This is a genomic window from Neoroseomonas marina (assembly GCF_012927745.1).
Classification (GTDB): Bacteria; Pseudomonadota; Alphaproteobacteria; order Acetobacterales; family Acetobacteraceae; genus Neoroseomonas; species Neoroseomonas marina.
In genome coordinates this window covers 1-25387 of the sequence record NZ_JABBKX010000001.1, presented here as the reverse complement: position 1 = coordinate 25387, position 25387 = coordinate 1, and the positions used below count along the sequence as shown (strand labels likewise).

The window sequence follows — 25387 nt, the reverse complement described above, 5'->3', positions numbered from 1 at the left end:
TGGGGGCGCTGCCCCCACGCCCGCCGCCCGCGGCAGGCGAACGCATCTGCCACGGGTGCCTTAGTCACCGGGGTGCGCGGCGCACCCCGGACCCCGCCCGGAATCGTCATGGCGAGAAATTAGTCGGGTAATTCTACCTTGGGTAGATTATCCGCGACGGCGACCGGCCAGGAAGGCCACGACCGCCAGGGCCTGCACGACAAGGGTCAGGACCAGCATCGCCTCCGCGCCGGGGCCGGACCAGCCGCGCACCAGGCCGAACGCCGCCGGGGCGAAGGCGTAGGTCGCCTGGGCCACGGCGACGATCATCGGCACGGCGCGTGCCACATCCTCCCGCCGGAACTCCGCCTGCGCGATCAGCGGCGGCAGCGAGGTCGCATTGCCGATACCGAAGCCGAACAGCAGCACGCCGGTCAGGATCGCCACCGGTCCCTCGAGCCCCGAGGCCAGCAGCACGACAACGCCCGCCGCCTGCACCGCGTAGCTCGCGCAGGCCCAGCGCCGGCGGTCCGCCCCGGCCGGCATCAGCCAGCCGAACAGCGTCCGGCCGAGGATGGCCGCGACCGTCGCAAGCCCCGCAACCACCCCGGCGAGCCCCGGCCCCAGCGGTCCCGCGATCAACGAGAACAGGTGCGCCAGCAGTCCGATCTGCGCGAAGAGGCCGAGCGACATGCCGGCCGCCAGGCTGCGGAAGGACCGGTCGCGCCACAGCAGGGGTCCGGGCAGCGCCGCGACCTCCGCGCCGGTGCCGGCAGCCGCGGCGGCCGCCTCGCCATCCGGGACCTGCCCGAGATCGTCCGGCGTCACCGCCACGACGCGCACCATCAGCCAGCCCACGACCACGATCGCCGCGAGGCCGACCGCAGCCGTCGCGGCCAGGAAGCCGAACCGCTCGATCAGCAGGACCCAGAGCGGGGAGAAGACGATCCCCCCGACGCTCGCCCCGTTGTAGGCCGACGACAGCGCCTTCGGCCGCAGCCGCACGAACCAGGGGGCGACCATGGCGTTGATCGCCGCCGCGCCGAGCGTCACCCATCCGCCGCCGGTCAGCAGCGTGGCGGCGAACAACTGCCAGGGTTCCTCGGCCGCTGCCCAGCCGCACAGCCCGACCGCGAGCGCGACGGTTCCCACCCGCGTCACCGTCGCCAGCCCCCAGCGCGCATAGAGCCGCGGCAGCATCGCCACGAGCCCGGCGCCCGCCAGGTAGTGCACCGTGATCGCCGCCGAGACGAGCGCCACCGGCCACCCCCGCGCGGCCGTCACCGCATGCAGGTAGACGGGCGGCCCATAGAAGCCGAGGCCCCATCCGAAGACGGCGACGACGAAGGCGCCGGCGACGACGCGCCAGCCGTGGAAGGGTCGGGTTGGTCCGTGCATGGCCGGGATATGTCCGGTCGCCGCGCCGCGATGCTCAGGTGCGCGCCGAAGGAACGCCGCGCGTCACTTCAGCGCCACGAGCACGGCCCCCGCCGCGATCAGCGCGACGCCGAGCCAGTTCACCGCCGCCAGGCGCTCGCCCAGGAACACCACGCCGAAGACCGCCACCAGCACGACCGACAGCTTGTCGATCGGCGCCACCCGCGCCGCATCGCCGAGCTTCAGCGCCCGGAAGTAGCAGACCCAGGACGCGCCGGTGGCGAGCCCCGACAGCACCAGGAAGATCCAGGTCCGCGACGGCACGCTGCCGGGGTCCTGCCAGCCCTGCGTCGCGGTCAGGATGCCGCCGAGCGCGACGATGACGACGATGGTGCGCACGAAGGTCGCGAAGTCCGACCCGACATTGGCCACGCCGACCTTCGCGAAGATCGCGGTCAGCGCGGCGAAGCCGGCCGACAGCAGCGCCCAGAAGGACCAGGACCCGAGGAGCCAGGTACGCATGCCGTCGCCTCCCGCGCAGGACGGGGCGCGCCACGCGCACCGCCAAGGGCAGGCTAGGGCCGTGGGCGCATGTCCGGAATGGGCGGCGCGATGATCGCGCCGTTCAGCCCTTCTGGCCGATCCGCGGCTCGGTGCCCGCGATCAGGCGGCGGATGTTGGCCTCGTGCTTCCAGAAGATCAGGATTCCGACCAGCAGGGCGAGCAGCGCATGCTCGGTGTCCGACAGCATCAGAGCCAGCACCGGCGCGGAGGCCACGCCGATGAGCGTCGCGGCCGAGGAAATCCGCGTCACCCTGGCCGAGATCAACCAGATCGCCATGCAGGCGAGCCCGACCGGCCACATCGCGGCGAGGCACACGCCAAGCCCGGTCGCCCCACCCTTGCCGCCCTTGAAGCCGAGCCAGACGGGCATGGTGTGGCCGAGCACCGCCGCGGTCCCGGCGACGAGGTCCTGGTCGCCGAGGAACCACCGCGCCAGCAGCACCGCCGCCACGCCCTTCAGCGCATCGAGCAGCAGGGTCGCGATGGCGAGGCCTTTGCGCCCAGTCCGCAGCACGTTCGTCGCGCCGATGTTGCCCGACCCGATGCCGCGGATGTCGCCGAGCCCGGCCGCGCGCGTCAGCAGCAGGCCGAACGGGATCGACCCGATCAGGTACCCGCCCACCAGGGCGAGCGCGAAGGCGATGGACGGGTCGGTCATGCCGGGAAGACCCGGCGCCCGGCCTTCCAGGTGCCGAAGACGCGACCTTCCAGGGCCCGCCCGTCGAAGGGCGAGTTCTGCGCCTTGCCCGGCAGCTTCCCGGCCTCGACCTTCCAGCCGCGGTCGGGATGGAACAGCACGAGGTCCGCAGGCGCGCCCTTGGCGAGCCGCCCAACCGGCAGGCCGAGCAGCGCAGCGGGCTTGCAGGTGAGCAGCGCCAGCGCCTCGAGCATGGTCAGGTCCCCGCCATGCACGCGGGCGAGCGTCACGCCGAGCAGCGTCGCGAGGCCCGCGCCGCCGGCCTCGGCCTGGGCGAAGGGCAGGCGCTTGTCGTCGGCATCCCGCGGCTGATGGTCCGAGGCGATGGCGTCCAGCGTCCCGTCCTTCAGCGCGGCGACGATCGCCTGCCGGTCGGCCTCGGTGCGCAGCGGGGGCGAAAGCTTCGCGTAGGTGCGGTAGTCGCCGATCGCCGTCTCGTTCAGGTCGAAATAGGGCGGCGCGGTATCGGCCGTGACCTGCAGCCCCTCGGCCTTCGCGGCGCGGATCAGGTCCAGCGCGGCGATGGTCGAGACATGGGCGAAATGGACATGCCCGCCAGTGATTCGGGCGAGCGCGATGTCGCGCGCGACCATCATCGCCTCGGCGGCGGGCGGTATGGCGGGCAGGCCGAGGCGGGTGGCGAGCTCGCCCTCGGTCGCGGCGCCACCGGCGGCGAGCGTGGGTTCCTCCGGGTGCTGCACCACGAAGGCGCCGAAGGCCCGCGCGTAGGACAGGGCGAGGCGCATCGTCCGCGCATTCCCGATCGCCTTGGCCCCATCGGTGAAGGCGATCGCGCCGGCTTCCCGCAGCAGGCCGAATTCCGCCAGTTCCTTGCCCGCGCAGCCGGCCGTCGCCGCGCCATAGGGCAGCAGGCTGACCGAGCCGGTCGCCTCGCCGCGGCGGACCATAAAGGACAGCAGGGCGGGGTCGTCCAGCGCCGGGTCGGTGTCGGGCAGGACACAGAGCGTCGTGATGCCCCCCGCGGCGGCGGCGGCGGCGGCACTCGCGATGCTCTCCCGGTGCTCCGAGCCGGGCTCGCCGACATTCGCGCGCAGGTCCACGAGACCCGGCGCCAGGCAGCAGCCGGCGGCGTCGAGCACCTCGGCGCCCTCGGGCGCCGTCAGCCCCGGGCCGAGATCGGCGATGACGCCGTCCCGCACCAGCAGCGCGCCCGGGCCGTCGAGGCCGGAGGCAGGGTCGAGCAGGCGGGCATTGGTGATCAGGAGGTCGCGCATCGGGAGCGGTTATAGACGGGCGGCCGAGTCCTGCCATGGGGCGCCGTGCGTCCCGCCGGCCGTTCCGGCCCCTGGGGCGTTTTTCCTGTGTGCCGCGGCCCGGCGACGTGCTCGCCTCCCCCGGCCGATGCCCCGCGCCACGGCACAAGCCCGCAACCCTTGCGCGGCAGGGAGACGTCCCATGAACAGGACCGCCCAGTGCCTCTGCGGTGGGTTGCGCGCCATCGTCTCGGCGCCGCCGCAGGGGGTGACGATCTGTCACTGCAGGGACTGCCAGCGCCGCTCGGGCGTGCCGCTCACCTGCAACGCCTTCTTCCGGACCGCCGACGTGCGGCTGGAGGGCGCGCACCGTGTCTATGTCCGGGACGGGCAGGAAGGGCGGAAGGTGCGCCATCATTTCTGCCCCGACTGCGGCACCACCGTCTTCTCGCAGGGCGAGAAGTTCCCGGGCCTATGCATGGTGGTGGTGGGCGCCTTCGCGGATCCCGACTTCCCAGCGCCCACCGCCTCGGTCTTCGAGGAGACGATGCACCGCTGGGTCCTGCTGCCGCCCGGGATCGAGCATTATGCGCAGGGCCGGGCGGCCGGGGCGCTCAAGCCCAAACCTGCGTGATCGGACCGTCGGCGGGCTTTGCCCCTTCCCACCGCCGTCCTAGACGACGCGCTCCGGACGGTGCGGGAAGGGTTGAGATGCGCGGCAGACGCGACTGTATCGGCGCCATCGGCGCGGCCATCGGCGTCGCCGCTGGCGCCGCGCCCGTATCGGCGCAATCCGCCTGGGCGGGGCTGCCGGCCGAATTCGCGCGGATCGAGCGGCGCGAGGGCGGGCGTCTCGGCGTCGCGGTGCTCGACCTCGGCCATCGCCGCGCGGCCGAACACCGCAGCGGCGACCGCTTTCCGATGGCGAGCACCTTCAAGATGCTCGCCGCCGGTGCGGTTCTCGCCCGGATCGACGCGGGGCAGGACAGCCTCGATCGCCGCATCCGCTTCGGGCGGGGGGATCTCGTCACCTATTCGCCGGTCACCGAAGGCCAGGTGGGCGGGGAGGGCATGACGGTCGCCGCCCTGCTCGAGGCGATGATGACCCTCAGCGACAACACCGCGGCGAACCTGCTGCTGACGGCGATCGGCGGGCCGGAGGGGCTGACCGCCTTCCTGCGCCGGCACGGCGATGCCGTCACCCGGCTGGATCGCATGGAAACGGCGCTGAACGAGGCCCGGCCGGGCGATCCCCGGGACACCACCAGCCCGGCGGCGATGCTCGCCACGATGCGGGCGCTGACGCTGGGGGAGGTCCTGTCGGCGGCGTCCCGCGCACGGCTCGTCGCCCTGATGGAAGGCAACCGGGTCAGCGGGGGGCTGTTCCGGGCGCGGCTGCCGCAGGGCTGGCGCATCGGCGACCGCAGCGGCGCCGGCGGCTTCAACACCCGGGGCATCGCCGCCGTGATCTGGCCCTCAGGCGGGCAGGCGCCGTTGCTGGTGACGGCCTACCTGGCCGAGGGACCGCAGCAGACCTTGGCGGCGCGCGACGCGGTGCTGGCCGAGGTCGCCGCCGCGATCTTCACGGCCTATGGCGCGGGCTAACCGCGGGCGTCGCAGGCATTCCCCGACGGGGTGGCTGTGCGTCAGTGGCGGTCCGGCTGACGTGGGCCGCCCGCGCCGTCATGGCGGCGAACATGAAGGCCTGCTGCGAGCCCGAGCAGGCTGAAGGCCGAAAAGGTCACGAATGCCAACCCCCAAAGGACAAGTCCCGTCGATCCGCCGATGCTTGCGAGGGTCGCCATCCGCCGACGGTCCAGCGGGTCCAGCGCCACGGTCAGCCTGTCACCCGGTTCGGGGCGGCGGCGAGGTTCCGACCAGGATGTGCGGAGCGGATGAGGTTTGATCGTATGGCCTGTGGCCTAGCGGCCATCCGGCAAGGCTGCGCGGAGCTCGAGGTCGAAGAAGGGGCCGCCCTTACCGGCATGCTCGCGCACAACGGCAACGACCTCCGCATCGGCTCTCGGCCAGTCGCGCAGCATGGTCCGGCGCTCGCAGCCGGCGGATAGAAGGAGCGCGGCGATGCCGGGGGACATCACGACCCCCAGGGCCGGCCACCACGAGTGCGCCGCGGGTGGGACGAACGACAGAGTTCTTCCCGATATCCGTATGCAGCATGCACGCGACCGCCGCCCAGCGGCCGGTGGTTCGTCGACCGGCAGACGTCATGCCGCGGTGCCGAGGGGCTTCTCCATGAACACCCGGGGGAAGCCGTCCTGCTCGGCCCGGCGCGTCTCGACGTAGCCCAGGGCGAGATAGAGCGCGACGTTCCGCGCCATCCGCTCATGCGTATAGAGGCGGATGCAGGGATGCCCGCGGCGGCGCGCCTCGGCCTCGGCGAAGTCCATCAGGTGCCGGAACAGGCCGCGGCCGCGCGTGGACGGCGCGATCGCGATGTTGTCGAGCAGCAGCGCGCCGTCGGAGTCCTCGAGGATGATCGCGGCGGCAAGGGTGCCCTCGGCCTCCATCACCCAGGCCTCGCCTGCGGCGATGCGCGCAACGTAGTCGTCCGTCATCGGGCCGGGCTCACGCCCGATCAGCGGCACCCATTCGGCATAGGCGGCGCGGACGAGATCGCGCAGCGCCGCGGCCTCCTCGGGCCGGGCGCGGCGCGGGGTCACCGGTTCCGCGGCAGCCGCCGCGCCAGCACGTCGAGCACCGCCATGCGGCAGGCGACGCCCATTTCCACCTGTTCCCCGATCACGCTGCGCGTCGGGTGGTCGGCGATGGCGCTGTCGATCTCGACGCCACGGTTCATCGGCCCCGGATGCATCACGATGCTGTCCGGCTTCGCGACGGCGAGCTTCTCGGCGTCCAGGCCGTAAAAGCGGAAGAACTCGCGCGCCGAGGGAACGAGGCCGCCGGACATGCGTTCGCGCTGCAGGCGCAGCATCATCACGACGTCGGCGTCCTTCAGGCCCGCCTTCATGTCGTGGAAGACCTCGACGCCGAGCCGCGCGGCGTCCGCCGGGATCAGCGTCGGCGGCCCGACGACCCGCACCCGGCTGCCCATTGTCGTCAGCAGGTGGATGTTGGACCGCGCGACGCGCGAATGGGCGATGTCGCCGCAGATCGCGACCACCAGGCCCTGCAGGCTGCCCTTGTGGCGGCGGATGGTCAGCGCGTCGAGCAACGCCTGGGTCGGGTGCTCATGCGTGCCGTCACCGGCGTTGATCACCGCCGCATCGACCTTCTGCGACAGCAGCGCCGGCGCGCCCGACTGCGCATGCCGGATCACCAACAGGTCGCACTGCATCGCGTTCAGGGTCGAGGCGGTGTCGAGCAGCGTCTCCCCCTTGTTCACGCTGCTGGTGCTGACGGACATGTTGATCACGTCCGCGCCCAGCCGCTTGCCGGCGAGTTCGAAGGAGGTCCGCGTGCGGGTGCTGTCCTCGAAGAACAGGTTGATCAGCGTGCGGCCCTTGAGCAGGTCGCGCTGCGTCTTCCCGCTGCGGTTCAGCAGCGCATAGGACTCGGCGAGATCGAGCAGGTCCGCGATGTGCGGCGGCTCGAGGCCCTCGATGGCGAGGAGGTGTTTGGACGGGTAGGACACGGGGCGGACCTTAGGCTGCCGGGCCGGATTCGGCCAGGGTCACCCGGGCGGCCAGGGCGTCCTGCTCCTCCCATGGCGGACTTTCCCGCACGAGCCTTTCGCGGCCATCTGCGGCGCGGATCAGGGTCCGCCAGGTGCGGTCGCCCGCGTCGTCCTTCCCCGGCCGGACCTCGACGGCGCAGCCGCCGGACGGAAAGGCCTCGACCCCCTGGGATCAGCAGCGACCGGCGGAACGGCGTCCTGGCACCGACCCCTGCCACCGCCAGGCGGGTGCCGGGCTGGGCGAGAAGGTGCCCGGCCACAGGGATCCGACCGGCGCGTCCGTCGCGGGCATCGGCCGCGCTCCCATCACGCCGCCGGGTTCAGCGGGGCAGGAAGACCCAATTGAAGACGTAGTCCTGCGGCGCGACGCCGGGGCCATGGAGCCGGGCGAGGTCCAATCGCGACACCGGCACCGGCACGCCACCCCGCAGGGCACAGGGCTCGTAGCCGAGGGCCGCGACCTCGGCGAGCGCGCCGGCGATCGGCCGGCCGAGGTGCTTTTCCTCCATCTCGACGATCAGCACCGGCCGGCAGCGCGCGATCAGCCGGGCACCACCGCGCAGCACCGCGAGTTCATGGCCCTCGACATCGATCTTGATCAGCCCGACATCGCCGAGGTCCAGCTCGTCGAGCCGGCGCAGCTCCACGGCGACGGCGCCGAAGGCCGCATCGCCGAGGCTCTCATGCGCAAGCGTCCCGCCCTGGTTCGAAAAGCCCCGGCGCCGACGCGGAATGCGGAGCTCGCCGGTCCCGCTGCGGTCCGACAGGGCGTGGGGCAGGGCGGTGACACCCGGTCCGATGCGGCGCCGAAGGTCGGCGAAGATCTTGGGGTTCGGTTCGAAGGCGACGACGGCGCGGGAATGCCGCCGCAGGGCCTCGGTCCAGACGCCCCGGTTGGCGCCGATATCGAGCGATACCCGGCGCGGATCGGCCAGGCGCGGCACCAGGTGGATCTCGCGCTCCCCGCGGAGCATCTCCCGGGCCAGGGCCCAGCGCAGGCCGAGGCGCGGCGGCACGAGCAGGGACTTCAACCGCTCCTTGAAGGAGGAGGGCGGCATCCAAGGGCGGCCGGGCTGTCCGACCGCAGCCGTCACATCAGCCATCGCCCTCCATGTCTCTCCCCCCTGGCGCAGGCCTCGTCGCGTCCAGGGCGGATTGGAGCATATACGCCGCCGCGGCGCGGTCCACGGCTTCGGCCCGCTTTGCCCGTGTCAGGTCCGCTTCGCTGATCAGCATCCGGTTCACGGCGGCCGAGGAGAGACGCTCGTCGAACAGCGCGCAGGGCAGGCCGGTGGCGTCCGACACGGCCCGCGCCCAGTCCTTCGCCGCCTGGGCCGCCGGACCCATGGTCCCGTCCATGGACAGCGGGAGGCCGACCACGAGGCCCGCCGCGCCTTCCTTCCTCGCGATGGCGGCGATCTCGGCCGCGTTGGCGGCGAGCTTCCCGCGCCTGAGGCTGCCATAGGGGCTCGCCAGCATCAGCGTGACGTCCGACAGCGCCACGCCGATCGTCTTGGTTCCCGGGTCGAGGCCGATCAGCCGTTCGTTCCGGCCGAGGTCCGCGCGCAGGTCCTTCAGGTTGATGATGGCCATGCGCGGCCTTATGGTCCGCCGCCCGTTTCCCTGGAAGCAGAGAGTAATGTCCCTCGATACCGCCACCGTGCGGCGCGTCGCCGCCCTTGCCCGCATCCGCCTGCCGGAAGAGGAGGTCGCCCGCGTGCAGGGCGAGCTCAACGGCATCCTGGGCTGGATCGAGCAACTGCAGGCGGTGAACACCGACGGCGTGGAGCCGATGGCCGGCGGCAATCCCGAAGGCATCGCCGCCATGCCGATGCGCGACGATGTCGTGACCGATGGCGGCATCGCCCCGAAGGTCCTGGCCAATGCCCCCGATCGCGAGGGCGAGTATTTCGGCGTGCCGAAGGTGGTCGAGTGATGCATCCGACGGATTTCACCATTGCCGGCGCGGTGGCCGCGCTCGAGGAAGGCGTGATCTCGGCCGAAGAGCTGACCCGGGCCCATGTCGCGGCGATCGAGGCGCTGAACCCGAAGATCAACGCGCTGATCACCGTGACCGCGGAACACGCGATCGAGGCGGCGCGCGCCTCGGACGCGAAGCGCGCGCGGGGCGAGGCCGGCCCCCTCGAGGGCATTCCCCTCGCGATCAAGGACCTGTTCTGCACCGAGGGTGTGCAGACGACGGCCGGGTCGAAGATCCTGGACGGCTTCATTCCGCCCTACGAGAGCACCGTCACCGCCCAGCTGAAGCGGGACGGCGCGGTGTTCCTGGGCAAGGCGAACCTCGACGAATTCGCCATGGGATCGTCGAACCTGACGAGCGCCTATGGGGCGGTCCTGAATCCCTGGTCGCGGCGGAACGACCCGGATGCGCGCCTGGTGCCGGGCGGGTCGTCCGGCGGTTCGGCCGCGGCCGTCGCGGCCCGCATGGTGCTGGGCGCGACCGGGACGGATACCGGCGGATCGATCCGCCAGCCCGCCGCCTTCTGCGGCATTGCGGGCATCAAGCCGACCTACGGGCGCTGCTCGCGCTTCGGGATCGTCGCCTATGCATCCTCGCTCGATCAGGCCGGCCCCTTCGCGCGGACCGTCGAGGATTGCGCGGTGCTGCTGCGGTCCATGGCCGGGCACGATCCGAAGGATTCGACGAGTGCGGACCGCGCGGTGCCGGATTTCGCCGCGGCCTGCACGCGGTCGGTGAAGGGCCTGCGCATCGGGGTGCCGAAGGAATACCACATCGACGGCATGCCGGCGGAGATCGAGAAGCTGTGGCGGCAGGGCCTGGATTGGCTTCGCGACGCGGGCGCGGAGATCGTCGAGATCTCCCTGCCGCATGCGGGATACGCGCTGCCGACCTACTACATCGTCGCACCGGCCGAGGCGTCGTCGAACCTCGCGCGGTATGACGGGGTGCGGTTCGGGCTGCGCGCCGCGGAGAAGGAGTCCGACCTGCGCGACCTGTATGAGCGCACCCGGGCCGCGGGCTTCGGGCCGGAGGTGCGGCGGCGGATCATGATCGGCACCTATGTGCTGTCCGCCGGCTACTACGACGCCTACTACCTGAAGGCGCAGAAGGTGCGTGCGCTGATCGCGCGGGACTTCCGCGAGGCCTGGTCGAAGGTGGATGCGATCCTCGCGCCGGCGACGCCGAGTGCCGCCTTTGCCGAAGGCGAGGGGTCCGACGACCCCGTGCAGATGTACCTCAACGACGTGTTCACCGTGACGGCGAACCTCGCGGGCCTGCCCGGGCTGTCGGTCCCGGCGGGGCTCGACCCGCAGGGTCTGCCGCTGGGGCTGCAGGTGCTGGGGCGGCCGTTCGACGAGGAGACCGTCTTCGCCGTCGGTGCGGCCATCGAGCGCGCGGCCGACTTCAAGGCACTTCCGGGCATGAGGGCCGGGGCATGAGCTACACCATCGAGGGCGAGACCGGCCCCTGGGAACTGGTCATCGGGCTCGAGGTCCATGCCCAGGTTGTCAGCAACGCGAAGCTGTTCTCCGGCGCGGCGACGGAATTCGGCGCCGAGCCGAACAGCCAGGTGTCCTTCGTCGATGCCGGCTTCCCCGGCATGCTGCCGGTGATCAACCGCGAATGCGTGGCGCAGGCGGTGCGCACGGGCCTCGGGCTGAATGCGCAGGTCAATCTGTGGTCGCGCTTCGACCGCAAGAACTACTTCTATGCCGACCTGCCGCAGGGCTATCAGATCAGCCAGTTCGCGCATCCGATCATCGGCACCGGGCAGATCGATATCGAGCTGCAGGACGGTTCGACCAAGACCATCGGCATCACGCGCCTGCATCTGGAACAGGATGCGGGCAAGTCGCTGCACGACCAGCATCCGACCAAGTCCTTCATCGACCTGAACCGGTCGGGCGTCGCGCTGATGGAGATCGTGTCGGAACCCGACATGCGGTCCCCGGAGGAAGCGGGCGCCTACCTGACCAAGCTGCGGCAGATCCTCCGCTATCTCGGCACCTGCGACGGCAACATGGAGGAAGGGTCCATGCGCGCCGACGTGAACGTGTCGGTGCGCAAGGCGGGCGAGGGCTACCGCACGCGCTGCGAGGTGAAGAACGTCAACTCCATTCGCTTCGTCATGCAGGCGGTGGAGGCCGAGGCGCGGCGCCAGATCGAGGTGTGGGAATCCGGCGGCACGGTGGAACAGGAGACGCGGCTGTTCGACACCGGCCGCGGCATCACGCGGTCGATGCGGTCGAAGGAAGACGCGCACGACTATCGCTACTTCCCCGACCCCGACCTGCCGCCGCTGGTGATCGAGCAGTCCTGGGTCGACCAGCTCAAGGCCGCGCTGCCGGAACTGCCGGACCAGCGCCGCGCGCGCTACGTGCGCGATTACGGCATCACGCCCTATGACGCGCACGTCCTGACGCTCGAGAAGGAGACCGCGGCCTATTACGAGGCGGTCGCCAAGGGACGCGACGCGAAGCAGGCGGCCAACTGGGTGATGGGCGACCTGTTCGCGGCCATCAACCGGACCAAGACCTCGATCGCGGAACCGCCGGTCTCGGCGGCCGATCTTGGCGCCCTGCTGGACCTGATGGCCGACGGCACCCTGTCCGGGAAGCTCGCGAAGGAGGTCTTCGAGGTGATGGTCGAGACCGGCCGCGCCCCGGGGCTGATCGTCGAGGAGCGCGGCCTCAAGCAGGTCACCGACACCGGCGCGATCGAGGCGGTGATCGACGAGGTGCTGGCGAAGAACGCCGACAAGGTCGCCGAGTATCGCTCGGGCAAGGACAAGCTGTTCGGCTTCTTCGTGGGCCAGACGATGAAGGCCATGCAGGGCAAGGGAAATCCGGCCCTGGTGAACGAGGTCCTGAAGAAGAAGCTGGCCTGACAGCGGACTTCCCCTGTCGCGGCCGGGCATGCTTCGCTCGGCCGCAGGAGCCTGGGGAGCCGGCATGGAAAGCGAGTCGCGGGGCGAGGACGCCAATGCGCCGGGCGCGCGCTACGTCCAGACCGTGCTGCTGGCGGAGCGCGCGGCGGTCCTGATCCTGCTGGCGCTCCTGCTCTATGGCGTGGGGCTGGTCCTGGCCCCCTTTGCCATGGCGATCGCCTTCGGCGCCTTCACGGCGATCGGCACATGGCCGCTGCGGGCCTGGCTGGTCGCGCGCGGATTGCGGCCCGGCGTGGCCGCGGTGACGATGCTGGTCGGCGTCATCCTGGTCGTCGCGCTGCCGATGATGATGATGGCGCCGGATCTCGCCGATCAGATCGGCGACGTCGTGACGCGCGGGCGGGAGATGGTCGAGCGCCTGCCCCCCGAGGCGCCGTCCTGGGTGCGGGACCTGCCGCTGGTGGGCGAGCGCGCCGCCGCCGGCTGGGCGCAGTTGCGGGCCTGGCAGGGCGATGTGCGGTCCCTGATCGAACCGTACAGCGGACAGATCGCGCGGCTGCTGGTGGGCATCGGCCAGCAGGCGGCGGCCAGCCTCCTGCAGTTGCTGCTCTCCCTCGTCGTCGCGACGATGTTCTGGATCAGCGGGGACCGCATGGTCGCGCAGCTCCGCGACATCGCGGGGCGCCTGGGCGGGCCGGTCGGGGTCGAGGCGATCGAATCGGCTGGCGGGGCCGTGCGCGGCGTCGCCTGGGGCGTCGTGGGCACCGGCGTGCTGCAGGCGGTGCTGATGGGCGTGGGCCTCGCCATCGCGGGCGTCCCCGGGGCGGCGGTGCTCGGCTTCCTGACGATGATCTTCTCGATCAGCCAGGTGCTGGGACCGCTCGTCATCGTGACCTGGGGCGGGGCGGCGGCGTGGCTCTACGGGCAGGGCGACGTGGGTTGGGCGCTGTTCATGCTGGTGTGGGGCGGGGTGCTGGTGTCGGGCAGCGACAACATCGTCCGGCCGCTGCTGATCCAGCGGGGCAGCGCGATGCCACTCGGGCTCATCATCCTGGGTGTGTTCGGCGGCCTGGTGGCTTTCGGGTTCCTCGGCCTGTTCGTCGGTCCGGCGCTTCTGGCCGTGGCGCATGGATTGCTGGCCGCATGGCAGGGCAGGGGGCGCAGCCGCATCCAGGCGTAACCCCGCCTGCGATGGACGGGCCGGGATCGGCATGCGAATCCTGCGGGCAACCGCCCACAGAGGATACGCGCATGAGCATCGAGCTCTGGACCTGGAACACGCCGAATGGCCGCAAGATCAGCGTCGCCCTGGAGGAAATGGGGCTGCCCTACACGGTGAAGACCGTGAACATCTCGAAGGACGAGCAGTTCAACCCGGAATTTCTCGCCTTCAGCCCGAACAACCGGATCCCGGCGATCAAGGATCCCAGCGGTCCGGACGGCCAGCCGATCACGGTGTTCGAAAGCGGGGCGATCCTGCTCTACCTCGCCGAGAAGACGGGCAAGTTCCTGCCGAAGAGCCTGCGCGACCGGGTGCCGGTCTATGAATGGCTGATGTGGCAGATGGGCGGCTTCGGGCCGATGCCGGGCCAGGTGCACCATTTCCTGATGCAGCCCGAGGGGCCGGCGCGGGATTACGGCTTCGGCCGTTACCACAAGGAGACGGTGCGCCTGTATGGCGTGCTGGATCGCCGGCTGGAGGGACGCGACTTCGTCGCCACGACCGGCGAGCCGAGCGTGGCCGATTTCGCGATTCTGGGCTGGGCCTGGCGGCATGAGCGGCACCAGGTGGACCTTGCGACCGTGCCGAACGTGAAGCGGTGGTATGAGACGATGATGGCGCGTCCGGCCACGCAGCGGGGCTTCGAGGTGGCGCTGTCGTAGTTTTTGCGGCGGGCGGCGCGGGATGTTTGACGGCCCGTGCCCCCGCCGTTAGAAGCAGCGCCCTGCAACGCCGTGTGACTTTCCACTCCTGCGGAGGGGTGGCCGAGTGGCCGAAGGCGGCGGTTTGCTAAACCGTTATAGGATGTCAAGTCCTATCGTGGGTTCGAATCCCATCCCCTCCGCCACCCTCCTGAAAAGACGCAATAATCTGACGATCCGGCGCGCTGCGCTTCGCGCCGGTGAGGCCGATCGACGGCGATCGCGCCTGTTTTTGTGACGGCTCAACGGCCGAATTCCATGCCAAGCGTCATGCCGGTGCGGCATGCAACGCGGGCAGAACTTGGTCGTGGTCAGGGACGGATGATCGCGTGGATGTCCTTGCCCTGCGACGACAATGGAATCGGCCCTATTGCCGACGGCTGCACGGTGCCGCGACAACGAGACCGGGACGCCGATCACGTTGCGCGACCTGATGGAGATTGGCGTGTTGGACGGAATCAATTGGGCGGGCGTCGTGACGCAGGCACTGCAGACCGGCGGAGCGCTGGTCATGGTGCTTCTGGCGTGGTCGCTGCCCCGGGTCGCGTGGCGCGGCGCGCTGTGGTGGTACAACTCGGGCACCGACCGCAGCGACGCCGAACGGGCGGCATTGGCCCAGTTGCTCGAGGAGGCGGAGCAGCGCGGTTATCGCCGGGGCTGGTCCGCCGCAGAGGAAGCGCTGAGCGAGAATGTCGCGCGGGCATCCGCCGCCACCGCCGCCCAGACCGGCACCGATCCTGGTGCGCGCTCCGCCTGAGACGTCGGAGCGGTCTCCCCGCCTCGGCCTGACGGCAACCGCTTCCGCCTCGGAGTGAGGCACGGCTGGGCCGAGGAGCGCTCAGCCGGCTCCGGCCGCGTTCACCGCGCTTCGCGATCCTGACCGGACGCGGCGGCCCCGTGCGGTTCAGCGGCCCATCGGCTATCGTTCCGCTCGATTCACAGGACGTGGTGGGGGCGTGATCACGGAATGATTACGCAGCAGTCAGAGAGCATCGAACGGAACTTCCTGCTCCTGGTGAACGAGACGATCAGCGGCATGAAGGCGCAGGCCGTGGGCCGGGACGGCCTCGTCGAGGCATGGCTGAACGACGGGGAGGCGTTCGTCCTCGTCTACTGCGCCTTCGCCTTCTTCATCGCCGCCGACAACCACCTGGCGCCGCAGCTATCGACGCTCAACGGCACCTTGGCGTCGGAGCTGACGCGCACCATCACCTACTATGCGGACCGCGGACACGTCGGGAAGCGCCCCTTCACCCAGGATGAGCGGACGAGCTTCGCCCAGGCGATCTACGGGCAGGTCTACGCCGGCATGGCCACTTATGAGCCGGTGTTGCGCCAGGACATCCGCCAGATCGATCGGCGCCAGACCATCGTCTTTGCCGAGACGGGCCGACACTTCCTGTCGCGCTACATCACCGAACCGCCGGCCAGGGCGCGCGTGTCGGCCCACTTCGGCGCCTATGCCGAGGTCGTCGATCGCCTTCTCGACGGTGTCACGCACTGCCTGCGGACGAGCTGACGGACAGCGCGACCGTGCCGGATCCTGAAGGCGGGACACCGCCATCCTTCGGTTTGCCGCCGACGCCGACGCCCGGCTAGGCTCGCGGCAAGAGCCACCCTGGGAGGGTCGTCCATGGGCACCGCAGCCTTCAAGGAGGCGCGCGACTTCCTCTTCGCGCATCGCGGGGATTACGGAGGCGCGCATCGCGGCTTCCGCTGGCCGAAGCTCGAGACCTTCAACTACGCGCTCGACTGGTTCGACGCGGAACTCGCGCGCGGGCCGCTCGGCAATTCCACGGCGCTCAGGATCGTCGGCGACGGGGCGGCGACGCGCAGCTTCGCCGAACTGTCCGCAGACTCCTCGCGCCTCGCCAACGGGTTGCGCGACCTCGGCGTGAAGCGGGGCGACCGCATCCTGATCATGCTCGGCAACACCGTGCCGCTGTGGGAGACGATGCTCGCCGCGATGAAGCTCGGCGCCGTCGTGATCCCGGCGACGACGCTGCTCACGCCGGTCGATCTTGCCGACCGCTTCACCCGCGGCCGGGTCCGCCACGTCGTCACCGGATCGGCGGAAGCCGCGAAGTTCGACGGGCTCGATGCCTCGGTCACGCGCATCGCGGTGGGCGGCGCGCCGGGCTGGACCGACTACGACGCGGTGAAGCAGGGCAGCGCCACCTTCGCGCCGGACGGGACGACGCGCGCGACCGACCCGCTGCTGCTGTACTTCACCTCCGGCACCACGGCGAAGCCGAAGCTCGTGCTGCACGACCAGCAATCCTATCCGGTCGGGCATCTGGTCACGATGTACTGGCTGGGCCTCCAGCCGGGGGACGTGCACCTCAACATCTCCTCGCCGGGCTGGGCGAAGCACGCCTGGTCCTGCTTCTTCGCGCCCTGGAACGCGGGGGCGACGGTCTTCGTGAACAACCAGCCGCGCTTCGATGCGCGCGGCACGCTGGAAGCGATCGCCGCGGAGGGCGTGCAGACCTTCTGCGCCCCGCCCACCGTCTGGCGGATGCTGGTCCAGCAGGACATGGCGCCCTTCCGGGGGCAGTTGCGCGAAGTCTGCTCGGCCGGCGAACCGCTGAACCCCGAGGTGATCGAGCATGTCCGCAAGGTCTGGGGCATGACGATCCGCGAGGGCTACGGCCAGACCGAGACGACGCTGCAGATCGGCTTCTTCCCCGGCCAGACGGTCGAACCCGGCGCGATGGGCCATGAATCGCCCGGCTACCGCATCCGCCTGCTCGACCCCGAGGACCGGGAGGTGGAGGAGGGCGAGGTCTCGATCCTGCTCGACAATCCGCCGGTCGGGCTGATGCGCGGCTACCAGCAGGATGACGGGACGCTGGCGCCGCTGGGGCAGGGGGCGTATCGCACCGGCGACGTCGCGACGAAGGACGCCGAGGGCCGCTTCACCTATGTCGGCCGTGCGGACGACGTGTTCAAAGCCTCCGACTACCGCATCTCCCCCTTCGAACTCGAAAGCGTGCTGGTCGAGCACGAGGCGGTGGCCGAGGCGGCGGTGGTGCCCGCGCCGGATGCCGTACGCCTCGCCGTGCCCAAGGCCTTCATCGTGCTGGCCCAGGGCGCCGATCCGGGGCGGGAGACCATCGCCTCGATCTTCCGGCACCTCCGCGAACGCCTCGCCCCCTACAAGCGGGTGCGCCGGATCGAGATCTACGACCTGCCCAAGACCATCTCCGGCAAGATCCGCCGGGTCGAGCTGCGCCAGGCCGAGCAGCGGCACTTCCGCGAGGGCACCCGGTCCCCCGGCGAGTTCCGGGAGGAGGACTTCCCCGAACTGCGCTGACCGGCGCGGCTACTCCGGGGCGCCGGCCGCCGCCGCCAGCGCCTCGGCGATCATGGTCATCGGCAGGGCAGGGTGGCGGGCGAGCAGGACGTCCTGCACGACCTGACGCACCTCCCGGGCGGGGCGACCGCGCGCGGCCGCCGCGGCGCCCGCAGCGCGGGCCAGGCGCAGGGTCGCAACGCCCAGCCACGCCGGCGCCGGGGGCGCCAGCGGCCGCTCCACCAGATCGAGGACCATGGCGGCAGAGTGGGCGAAGGTGAAGAACAAATCAAGAACATGATCCCGCCCGGCCGCGCAGGGTCAGCTGCCCCCGCCATCCACCGCGAAGGCCTGGGCGGTGACCATGGCGCTGTCATCCGCTGCCAGCCACAGCACCATCCGCGCGATGTCGTCCGGCTGGAGCCGACCCTTCAGGCATTGCTGGGCCTGGCTGCGGGCCTCGGCCTCCGGCGTCACCCAGAGCGCGATCTGACGTTCGGTGTACACCCAGCCGGGCACCACCTCGTTCACTCGGATCCGGTCGGGGCCCAGGTCCCGCGCCAGCCCGCGCGTCAGTCCGCGGACCGCGGATTTCGCGGTGGTGTAGGCCGGCATGCCGCCCTGCGCCTTCACCCAGGAGACGGAGCCGAGGTTCACGATCGACCCGCCCCCGGCGCGGCGCATCATCGGCACCACCGCCTGGGCGCAGAAGAACTGGTGGCGCAGGTTGGTCGCCATGCGTTCGTCCCAGTAGTCCGGCTCCACTGTCTCGAAGCCGTGGCGGTCGTCCCGCGCGGCGTTGTTGACCAGGACGGTGACGTCGCCGAGCCGCTGCCCGACCTCGGCCACCGCCGCGCGGAGGGCGGTGATGTCCCGAAGGTCGCAGGGCAGGAAGAGCGCACCTGTCGCCGCCGCCATGGCCTCGCCGCCCGGCACGTCGAAATCCAGGAAGGCGACCCGCGCGTCCTGTTCCGAGAAGCGGCGGACCATCTGGGCACCGATGCCGCCCGCCCCGCCGGTGATGAGGACGACGCGGTCCTCGAGGCTGGGGTAGCGCGCGAAGCGGTCGGTCATGCGGGTCCTCCGTGTCTGGCGGCCGCATCCTCGCAGGCCGGGCGGCAGCCGGACAGAAGGTGGTTCCGTTGCCCGGCGGCCCTGCCTTGCGGGCTGCGCGCGCCTGGGGCTCTGGCCTCGCCGGGCCTTAGCGGCCAGAATTGCGTGAAATCAACTCCGGGTGACCCGTCCATGACCGCTGAAGGCCCTGCGCAGTCCCGCGCGCCGGCCACGACCCAGGCCCTGTCCCAGAAGCGTTCGGCGCCGCCGGTGCCGCCGCATCTCGCGAAGTTCCTCTCGCTCGCGGATTTCGAGCGTGCGGCCGCGAAGCATCTGCCGAAGATGCTGCACGGCTACCTCGCGGGCGGCGTGGAGACGGACTGGTCGCTCGAGGACAATCGTCGTGCATTCGCCGAATGGGGCTTCATCCCCCGTTGCCTGGTCGATGCGCGGTCGCGGCACACGCGCGTCAGCCTGTTCGGCAAGGAGTACAGCGCCCCCTTCGGCATCCCGCCGATGGGATCCTCCGCGCTGATGGCCTATCGCGGCGACCTGGTGCTGACCCAGGCGGCGCGCGCCAAGAACATCCCGATGATCATGTCGGCCTCCTCGCTCATCAAGCTCGAGGAGATCGCGAAGGCCAACCCCGACGCCTGGTACCAGGCCTACCTGCCGGGCGAGCCGTCCCGCATCGAGCCGCTGGTCGACCGCGTCATCGCGGCGGGGTTCAAGACCTTCGTCCTCACGGTGGACGTGCAGGTTTCCTCGAACCGCGAGAACAACATCCGCAACGGCTACACCATCCCGCTGAAGCCGACCTTCAAGCTGTTCTGGCAGGGGGCGACGCACCCCCAATGGGCCTTTGGCACCTGGTTCCGGACGCTGAAGAACCACGGCATGCCGTATTTCGAGAACATGGACGCCGGCCGCGGCCCGCCCATCCTCTCGCGCGAGCTCGAACGCGCCTTCGGCGCGCGCGACGGGCTGTCCTGGCCGCATCTGGAACTCATCCGCAAGCGCTTCCCCGGCAAGCTGCTGATCAAGGGCGTGCTGCACCCGGATGACGTGGTGCGTGCGAAGGAGATCGGCGTCGACGGCTTCATGGTGTCGAACCATGGCGGGCGGCAGCTCGACGGCGCGGTGTCCGGCCTGCGCATGCTGCCCGAGATCGTGAAGGTCGCGGGCGGCCTGCCCGTGATCTACGACGGCGGCATCCGGCGCGGGACGGACGTGATGAAGGCCTATGCGCTTGGCGCGGCCTTCGTCTTCGTCGGGCGGCCCATGCTGAGCGCGGCCGTGGTGCGCGGTCAGCCCGGCGTCGAGCGCGCGATCGACCTGCTGCAGGAAGAGGTCCATCGCGACCTTGCGCTGATCGGCGCGAATGCGATGGATCAGCTCGGGCCGGAATTCCTGGTGAAGGTTCGCTAGCCACCGTGGCAGCTGGACCCAGCGGTGGCGCGTGGTCCTGGTTGCGCGACGCGCGCTGGCTGACGGCCCGGCGCGCGGCGGTCTACGGGGCACTGCTGGCGCTGCTGCCGGCCTTCTATCTTTTCGCCGGCTTCGTCCGCGTCTTTGCTGCGGACGGGGTCGGTGCCCCGACGGATTTCCTGAGTTTCTACACCGCATCGGTCCTCGCGCTCGACGGACGGCCGGTCGATGCGTGGGACCTGCAGCAGCATGGCGCCGTGCAGCAGGCCATCATGCCGTCGGGCCGGCTGCCGTTCTTCTATCCGCCGCCCTTCCTGCTCCTCTGCCTGCCCCTGGCTCTGCTGTCCTACAAGGTCGCTTTCGGCCTGTGGGTGCTGATCACGGGTGGGGCCTTCGTGGCGATCCTGTCCCGGTACCGCGTCTTGCCCTGGCCGGCGATCATCGCGCTTGTGGCGTTCTCGCCCGCCACCTTGCTCGTCGCCGTTGCCGGGCAAACGGGCTTCGTGACCGCATCCCTTTTCGCGGCCGCTGGACTGACGCTCGATCGGCGACCCATGGCCGCCGGTGCGTTGATCGCAACGCTCGCATTCAAGCCGCAACTCGGTCTGGTCGTGCTGCCGGCGCTGCTGGTCGGGCGGCGCTGGCAGGTCATCGCCTTCGCCGTGGCGACCGGGATCGGCTGGGTCGCGTTGAGCTCCATGGTCCTGGGCTGGGAGAGCTGGACGGCCTTTGCGTCGGCACTTCGGGTTGCGGGTGAGGGCCTGAGCGGGGACGGGGTCGTGCCGCTGTGGCAAGTCCAGAGCCTGTTTGCTTCGTTGCAACTACTCGGCGCGCCCCGGGGCGTGGCGATGGGCGTTCACCTGGTCGTCGCGCTCGGGGCCGTCGCAGCAGCCCTGTGGGTGGTCACGCGCCGGCCGGGCGGCCAGGGCGAGGTGGCGGCGATGGCCGCGGCGGCCCCCCTCGTGACGCCTTATGTCTTCGTCTACGACTTGCCCATCCTGCTGGTGCCCATGTTCTGGTGCCTTGCGCAGGCGAGGCAGGCCGGATTTCTGGCCTGGGAGAAGTTCGCCCTGGCGACGGCCATCATTCTACCGGCGCCCACGATGTACATCGGTCAGACCTTCGGCATCAGCCTCGGCCCGATCCCGGCAGCCATCGTGCTCGCTCTTGTCCTGCGGCGCGCGGGTATCCTGGCACGCCGCACTGCGTGATCCAGGCCCGGCTCACCCAAACCGGCGCGGCGGGCGCTTCAGCCCCAGGTTCTCCCGCAGCGTCCGCCCCTCATACTCCCGCCGGAACAGCCCGCGGCGCTGCAGTTCCGGTACCACCAGGCGGGTGAAGCGCTCGAGGCCCGTCGGCACCACGGGCGCCGCGATCATGAAGCCGTCGCAGCCCTTGCCGCGGTACCATTCCTCCATCACGTCGGCGACCTGCCGCGCGTCGCCCTTGAACATGTTGCCCGCCATCTGCGGCAGGATGCGCCGGTAGGTCTGGCGTACCGTCAGCCCCTGTTCCTTCGCCACCTTCACGATGGCGCGCCCGATGCCGGTATGGCCGACATGCTCCTCCTCGAAGTCGGGCATGGGGCCGTCGAGCGGATAGTCCTTCATGCTCCGCCCGACCATCTTGGAAAGGTAGTCGACGCCGACCGGCGGCGGCACCAGGTCGTCGAGCTCCCCGGCGATGTCCTCGGCCTGTTGCGCCGTCTCGCCGACGATGATGGTCACACCGCTCAGGATCTTGAGGTCGTCCGGGCCACGGCCGTACTTCGCAAGCCGCCCCTTGAAGTCGGCATAGAGCGCCTGCGCGGAGGGCAGCGTCGCCTCGATCGCGAAGATGCAGTCGGCGTGGCGGGCGGACAGGTCGCGCCCGGCCTCAGACTGACCGGCCGAGAAGACCACCGGGTATCCCTGTGGCGGCCGCGGTGCGTTCAGCGGCCCCGCGACCTGGAAGTGCTTGCCCTTGTGGCCGAGCACCTGGACCTTGGAAGGGTCCAGGAAGCGTCCCGTCGCCTTGTCCTGCGGGAAGGCGTCGTCGGCCCAGGAATCCCACAGCCCCTTCACGACGTCGGCGAATTCGTTGGCGCGCTCGTACCGCTCGTCGCGCGCGACATGCTCCGCATGGCTGAAGTTCAGCGCATCGCCGGGATTGGAGGTGGTGACCAGGTTCCACCCCGCCCGCCCGCCGCTGATGTGGTCGAGGGAGGCGAAGCGGCGGGCGACGTGGAAGGGCTCATCATAGGTCGTGGTCGTCGTGGCGACGAGGCCGATGTGCTGCGTCGCCATCGCGAGGGCCGAGAGCAGCGTGACGGGCTCGAAGACGCCAGGCCGGTCGGAGGGCGAGGTCGCGGCGAAGAGATCCGGCTTGTCCATCTGCCGCACGCCGTTGCCGTCGGCGAGGAAGAGCAGGTCGAACTTCCCGGCCTCCGCGATCTGCGCGAGGCGCAGCGCGTTGGCGATGTTCGCCGCCGGCCGCTCCCACGCATCGGGGTGGCGCCATTCCCCGACATGGCTGCCCTGGGCATTGGCGTTGGCGGCGAGGATCATCGGCATGCGGGGGCTCCGGTCGCGGTGTCGGGCCAGAGGCTGCTTGCATTGCGCGAGGCTGTCCAGCATTTTGAATTCAATTTCGCCATGACCCGTGCTCCCTACCTCCGCCTCCCGAAACCGCGCCCCGGCGCGCAGGACGCCCATGAAAGCCTGCCGGCCTTCGTCGCCGAGCGGCTGCGCGAGGCGATCCTCGCCGGCACGATCCCGCCCGGCGCGCTGCTGCGGCAGGAGGATGTCGCCGGCCGGCTCGGCGTCAGCCGCCCGCCGGTGCGCGAGGCGCTGAAGCAGCTCGAGACCGAGGGCCTGGCGCAGTATCGGCCGCGCCGCGGCTATGTCGTCGCCGCGCTCGACCCGCAGGACATCGCCGAGATCTTCGAGATCCGCGCCCTGTTCGAGGAACGCATCGGGCAGGCCGCCGCCCAGCATCGCACCGAGGAGGATCTCGTGGCGCTGGAAGCCGAGGTCCTGGCCATGGAGGCGCTGCCCCCCGGCTCCCCGGAAGGCGGGCGCGCCTTCGGCCTGCACAACCGCCGCTTCCACGACCGCATCCGCGCCGCGAGCGGGATGCGGGTCATGGGCGAGTTGCTCGGCGTGCTGGCGAACCGGGTGGAGCGTTACATCCGGCTCGGCGGCCGCCTCGCCAACAGCCGGGAGCAGGTGAACCGGGAACACCGCGACATCCTCGGGGCCCTGCGCGACGGCGACGGCCAGCGGCTCGGCCTGTTGCTGCGCCTGCATGTGCACGATGCGGGGGCAAGGCTGCTGCGATCGCTGAAGGAGCGCTGAGAAGGGCGGTTGCAAATTGAATTCAAATCGGCTGCCATCGGGGATGAGGGCGCCAGTCGTCACCACACCGCCGGCAACGACCGGCCAAGCCGCGAGCCGGAGCCGCCGATGACGATCACCACACGCCGCCAGGCCCTGGGCCTCACCGCCGCCGCAGGTCTTGTGCAGCCCGCCTTCGGTCAGGGCGGCTACCCCAGCCGCCCCGTCCGCGTGATCGTGCCCTTCGCGCCGGGCGGCACGACGGACCTGATGACGCGCCTCGTCGCCGATCATCTGGGCGCGCCGCTCGGCCAGCAGGTGGTGGTCGAGAACCGCGCCGGGGCCTTCGGCGTGATCGGCGCCGATGCCGTCGCGAAGGCCGCCCCGGACGGCTACACGCTGCTCGCCGGCAGCCCGGGACCGATGGCAGTGAACGGGCATGTCTACCGCAACCTGCCCTACGACCCGGCCCGCGACCTCTGCGGCGTCTGCATGGTCGCGAACATCCCCTATGTGATGGCGGTGCCGACCTCGCTGCCGGTGGCGAACGTCCAGGAATTCATCGCGCTGGCCCGCGCGCGGCCGGGCAGCCTGAACTTCGCGACCTCGGGCATGGCGTCCCGCCTGACGGTCGAGATGTTCCGCGCCATGGCCGGCGGGATCGAACTCGAGATGGTGCAGTATCGTGGCGGCGCGCCGGCGCGGACGGACCTGCTCGCGGGGCGCATTCAGCTGGTGATCGAGCAGGCGCCCGCCTTCCTCGAGGATTTCCGCGCGGGGCGGCTGCGCGCCCTCGCGGTCGGGACGAAGCGGCGCTTCTCTCTGCTGCCCGACGTGCCGACCATGGAAGAAGCCGGCCTGCCGGGCTACGAGGCCAATGCCTGGATGGGCTATGGCGCCCCGGCCGGCACGCCGATCGAGATCCGCCGCCGCCTGGCCACCGAGATCGATGCGATCGTGAAGGTGCCCGCGATCCGCGAGCGGCTGGTCTCCTGGGGGTCGGAGCCGCTCGGCGGCACGCCGGAGGATATGGACCGCATGCTGGCCGAGGACCGCGAGCGCTGGGGTCGCGTGGTGCAGATGGCCGGGATCGAGAAGGAATAGGCGGCGCCGCGCATCGGCAGCGCCGCCGCGCGCCTCACTTCAGCGTGGCGAGGTAGGCCATCAGGTCGTTGATCTGCGTCTCGTTGCGCAGGCCGGGGAAGGACATGCTGCCCTGCGGCACGACGGCCTTCGGGTTGGCGATGTAGGCCCGCAGCCGGTCCTCGGACCACACCAGGCCGCCATCGGCCAGGCTGCGCATGTTGGCGGAATAGCGGAAGCCTTCGATCGAGCCGGCCTTGCGGCCCACGATGCCGAACAGGTTCGGCCCGACCCCGTTGCGCCCGTTCTGGTCCGCGGTGTGGCAGGCCCGGCACTGGTTGAACACGCGCTGCCCGGCGGCAGCGTCGCCTGACTGGGCGGAGGCGAGGCCCGGCAGGCTGGCCGCGGCGGCCACGAGCATCGGCAGGATCAAGCGTCGCATGCGAACTCCCTTTCTTGCAGCCCGGTGCAGGGAGGCGTCGGCGCCAGCCCCGCTTTGGCCGGACCTAGGCAATGGGCCCGGCAGGCCGATCTGGCAAGGCCACGGCCGGTGATGCCCGCGGTGCTTGTCCGGCCGGACGAATGGTCCTATGGCCCCGCTGATCTGCGCAGCCTTCGTGGCCGCGCCCGGGCCGGCGACATGATCTGCGTCAAGACATCTGCCGCCGGCTCCGCTTTGATGGGGAAGATGCGGGACCGGGGCGCCAGGGGCGGCTGCGGCGACCGGATGGCCCCGGAGGTCGAGATATGGACTACCAGTCCTGGTTCCGTTCCGAAGTCGATGCCCTCCGCAAGGAGGGCCGCTACCGCGTCTTCGCCGACATCGAGCGCCAGGCCGGCCAGTACCCGCGCGCGATCCGCCACGATGCCGGCGCGGCGCGCGAGGTCACCGTCTGGTGCTCGAACGACTATCTCGGCATGGGCCAGCACCCCA

27 protein-coding genes, 1 tRNA gene and 1 pseudogene are annotated in these 25387 nt (G+C 70.8%); 16 read left to right on the top strand and 13 right to left on the bottom strand.

Annotated elements, in window-relative coordinates; translation table 11 throughout:
* Positions 1 to 147: 147 nt before the first annotated feature.
* The 4 genes from GWK16_RS00145 to GWK16_RS00130 all read right to left on the bottom strand — a co-directional run bounded on the left by GWK16_RS00145 (position 148) and on the right by GWK16_RS00130 (position 3852).
* Complete coding sequence (locus GWK16_RS00145; RefSeq protein ID WP_170051962.1) at positions 148 to 1377, bottom strand: MFS transporter; 1230 nt, start codon at positions 1375 to 1377, stop codon at positions 148 to 150.
* Positions 1378 to 1440: 63 nt separating this feature from the next.
* Entirely contained in the window at positions 1441 to 1878 is a 438-nt protein-coding gene (locus GWK16_RS00140) for an EamA family transporter (protein WP_170051961.1), read from the bottom strand.
* A 103-nt stretch (positions 1879 to 1981) separates the two neighbouring features.
* Positions 1982 to 2578: a glycerol-3-phosphate 1-O-acyltransferase PlsY gene (gene plsY / locus GWK16_RS00135; RefSeq protein WP_170051960.1), complete on the bottom strand. Its 597-nt coding sequence runs from the start codon at positions 2576 to 2578 to the stop codon at positions 1982 to 1984.
* On the bottom strand, positions 2575 to 3852 hold the full coding sequence (locus GWK16_RS00130; protein WP_170051959.1) for a dihydroorotase: 1278 nt from the start codon (positions 3850 to 3852) through the stop codon (positions 2575 to 2577). Before GWK16_RS00130 ends, plsY begins: the two co-directional genes overlap by 4 nt.
* Before the next feature lie 181 nt (positions 3853 to 4033).
* Between GWK16_RS00130 and GWK16_RS00125 the strand changes: the two genes are divergently transcribed.
* Both GWK16_RS00125 and bla read left to right on the top strand, forming a co-directional pair.
* Positions 4034 to 4465, top strand: a complete 432-nt coding sequence (locus tag GWK16_RS00125; protein ID WP_170051958.1) for a GFA family protein — start codon at positions 4034 to 4036, stop codon at positions 4463 to 4465.
* A 77-nt stretch (positions 4466 to 4542) separates the two neighbouring features.
* Positions 4543 to 5436, top strand: a complete 894-nt coding sequence (gene bla / locus GWK16_RS00120; RefSeq protein ID WP_170051957.1) for a class A beta-lactamase — start codon at positions 4543 to 4545, stop codon at positions 5434 to 5436.
* 317 nt (positions 5437 to 5753) lie between these two features.
* Here bla and GWK16_RS00115 read toward each other — a convergent pair whose 3' ends face one another.
* The 5 genes from GWK16_RS00115 to ruvX form a co-directional block, all read right to left on the bottom strand.
* Positions 5754 to 5927 (bottom strand): hypothetical protein, encoded by a 174-nt coding sequence (locus GWK16_RS00115; RefSeq protein ID WP_170051956.1) that lies wholly within the window; start codon positions 5925 to 5927, stop codon positions 5754 to 5756.
* A 129-nt stretch (positions 5928 to 6056) separates the two neighbouring features.
* Positions 6057 to 6512: a GNAT family N-acetyltransferase gene (locus GWK16_RS00110; RefSeq protein WP_170051955.1), complete on the bottom strand. Its 456-nt coding sequence runs from the start codon at positions 6510 to 6512 to the stop codon at positions 6057 to 6059.
* Positions 6509 to 7444 (bottom strand): aspartate carbamoyltransferase catalytic subunit, encoded by a 936-nt coding sequence (locus tag GWK16_RS00105; protein ID WP_170051954.1) that lies wholly within the window; start codon positions 7442 to 7444, stop codon positions 6509 to 6511. The genes GWK16_RS00110 and GWK16_RS00105 overlap by 4 nt, the downstream gene beginning before the upstream one ends.
* 362 nt (positions 7445 to 7806) lie before the next feature.
* A complete protein-coding gene (locus GWK16_RS00100) occupies positions 7807 to 8589 on the bottom strand; it encodes an FkbM family methyltransferase (RefSeq protein ID WP_170051953.1) in 783 nt (260 codons plus the stop codon).
* Positions 8582 to 9079 (bottom strand): Holliday junction resolvase RuvX, encoded by a 498-nt coding sequence (gene ruvX, locus GWK16_RS00095; RefSeq protein WP_170051952.1) that lies wholly within the window; start codon positions 9077 to 9079, stop codon positions 8582 to 8584. The genes GWK16_RS00100 and ruvX overlap by 8 nt, the downstream gene beginning before the upstream one ends.
* 46 nt (positions 9080 to 9125) lie before the next feature.
* On the opposite strand from ruvX, the gene gatC reads away from it, so the two are divergent.
* The 9 genes from gatC (at position 9126) to GWK16_RS00050 (ending at position 17596) form a co-directional block, all read left to right on the top strand.
* Positions 9126 to 9422, top strand: coding sequence for an Asp-tRNA(Asn)/Glu-tRNA(Gln) amidotransferase subunit GatC (gatC, locus tag GWK16_RS00090; RefSeq protein ID WP_168041393.1), 297 nt, complete (start codon positions 9126 to 9128; stop codon positions 9420 to 9422).
* A complete protein-coding gene (gene gatA / locus GWK16_RS00085) occupies positions 9422 to 10909 on the top strand; it encodes an Asp-tRNA(Asn)/Glu-tRNA(Gln) amidotransferase subunit GatA (RefSeq protein ID WP_170051951.1) in 1488 nt (495 codons plus the stop codon). Before gatC ends, gatA begins: the two co-directional genes overlap by 1 nt.
* A complete protein-coding gene (gene gatB / locus GWK16_RS00080; protein ID WP_170051950.1) occupies positions 10906 to 12357 on the top strand; it encodes an Asp-tRNA(Asn)/Glu-tRNA(Gln) amidotransferase subunit GatB in 1452 nt (483 codons plus the stop codon). Before gatA ends, gatB begins: the two co-directional genes overlap by 4 nt.
* 64 nt (positions 12358 to 12421) lie before the next feature.
* Positions 12422 to 13537 carry an AI-2E family transporter gene (locus tag GWK16_RS00075; RefSeq protein ID WP_170051949.1) on the top strand — a complete coding sequence of 372 codons (1116 nt, stop codon included), beginning with the start codon at positions 12422 to 12424 and terminating at the stop codon, positions 13535 to 13537.
* Positions 13538 to 13608: 71 nt separating this feature from the next.
* Positions 13609 to 14241 carry a glutathione S-transferase family protein gene (locus GWK16_RS00070; protein ID WP_170051948.1) on the top strand — a complete coding sequence of 211 codons (633 nt, stop codon included), beginning with the start codon at positions 13609 to 13611 and terminating at the stop codon, positions 14239 to 14241.
* Between the two features lie 92 nt (positions 14242 to 14333).
* Positions 14334 to 14426 (top strand) — tRNA-Ser (locus GWK16_RS00065).
* 275 nt (positions 14427 to 14701) lie between these two features.
* On the top strand, positions 14702 to 15037 hold the full coding sequence (locus tag GWK16_RS00060) for a hypothetical protein (RefSeq protein ID WP_170051947.1): 336 nt from the start codon (positions 14702 to 14704) through the stop codon (positions 15035 to 15037).
* 210 nt (positions 15038 to 15247) lie between these two features.
* On the top strand, positions 15248 to 15799 hold the full coding sequence (locus tag GWK16_RS00055) for a hypothetical protein (protein WP_170051946.1): 552 nt from the start codon (positions 15248 to 15250) through the stop codon (positions 15797 to 15799).
* 114 nt (positions 15800 to 15913) lie between these two features.
* The gene (locus tag GWK16_RS00050; RefSeq protein ID WP_170051945.1) at positions 15914 to 17596 is read left to right on the top strand and encodes an AMP-binding protein; all 1683 of its coding nucleotides are present in this window, start codon (positions 15914 to 15916) and stop codon (positions 17594 to 17596) included.
* A gap of 9 nt (positions 17597 to 17605) precedes the next feature.
* On the opposite strand, the gene GWK16_RS00045 is transcribed toward GWK16_RS00050, so the two are convergent.
* The gene (locus tag GWK16_RS00045) at positions 17606 to 17833 is read right to left on the bottom strand and encodes a hypothetical protein (RefSeq protein ID WP_170051944.1); all 228 of its coding nucleotides are present in this window, start codon (positions 17831 to 17833) and stop codon (positions 17606 to 17608) included.
* A gap of 63 nt (positions 17834 to 17896) precedes the next feature.
* Entirely contained in the window at positions 17897 to 18649 is a 753-nt protein-coding gene (locus GWK16_RS00040; RefSeq protein ID WP_170051943.1) for an SDR family NAD(P)-dependent oxidoreductase, read from the bottom strand.
* Positions 18650 to 18820: 171 nt separating this feature from the next.
* Between GWK16_RS00040 and GWK16_RS00035 the strand changes: the two genes are divergently transcribed.
* Positions 18821 to 20056, top strand: coding sequence for an alpha-hydroxy acid oxidase (locus GWK16_RS00035; RefSeq protein WP_170051942.1), 1236 nt, complete (start codon positions 18821 to 18823; stop codon positions 20054 to 20056).
* Between the two features lie 41 nt (positions 20057 to 20097).
* Positions 20098 to 21267: a glycosyltransferase family 87 protein gene (locus tag GWK16_RS00030; RefSeq protein ID WP_170051941.1), complete on the top strand. Its 1170-nt coding sequence runs from the start codon at positions 20098 to 20100 to the stop codon at positions 21265 to 21267.
* Between the two features lie 12 nt (positions 21268 to 21279).
* Here the strand turns inward: GWK16_RS00030 and GWK16_RS00025 are convergent, their stop codons facing one another.
* Positions 21280 to 22608: an LLM class flavin-dependent oxidoreductase gene (locus tag GWK16_RS00025; RefSeq protein WP_170051940.1), complete on the bottom strand. Its 1329-nt coding sequence runs from the start codon at positions 22606 to 22608 to the stop codon at positions 21280 to 21282.
* Between the two features lie 81 nt (positions 22609 to 22689).
* Between GWK16_RS00025 and GWK16_RS00020 the strand changes: the two genes are divergently transcribed.
* Together GWK16_RS00020 and GWK16_RS00015 are read left to right on the top strand one after the other, a co-directional pair.
* Entirely contained in the window at positions 22690 to 23391 is a 702-nt protein-coding gene (locus GWK16_RS00020) for a GntR family transcriptional regulator (protein WP_170051939.1), read from the top strand.
* Between the two features lie 108 nt (positions 23392 to 23499).
* Entirely contained in the window at positions 23500 to 24474 is a 975-nt protein-coding gene (locus GWK16_RS00015; protein WP_170051938.1) for a Bug family tripartite tricarboxylate transporter substrate binding protein, read from the top strand.
* Between the two features lie 34 nt (positions 24475 to 24508).
* On the opposite strand, the gene GWK16_RS00010 is transcribed toward GWK16_RS00015, so the two are convergent.
* Positions 24509 to 24895, bottom strand: coding sequence for a c-type cytochrome (locus GWK16_RS00010; RefSeq protein WP_170051937.1), 387 nt, complete (start codon positions 24893 to 24895; stop codon positions 24509 to 24511).
* Between the two features lie 305 nt (positions 24896 to 25200).
* On the opposite strand from GWK16_RS00010, the pseudogene GWK16_RS00005 reads away from it, so the two are divergent.
* Positions 25201 to 25387 (top strand): annotated as a pseudogene (locus GWK16_RS00005) (5-aminolevulinate synthase); the annotation flags it as partial.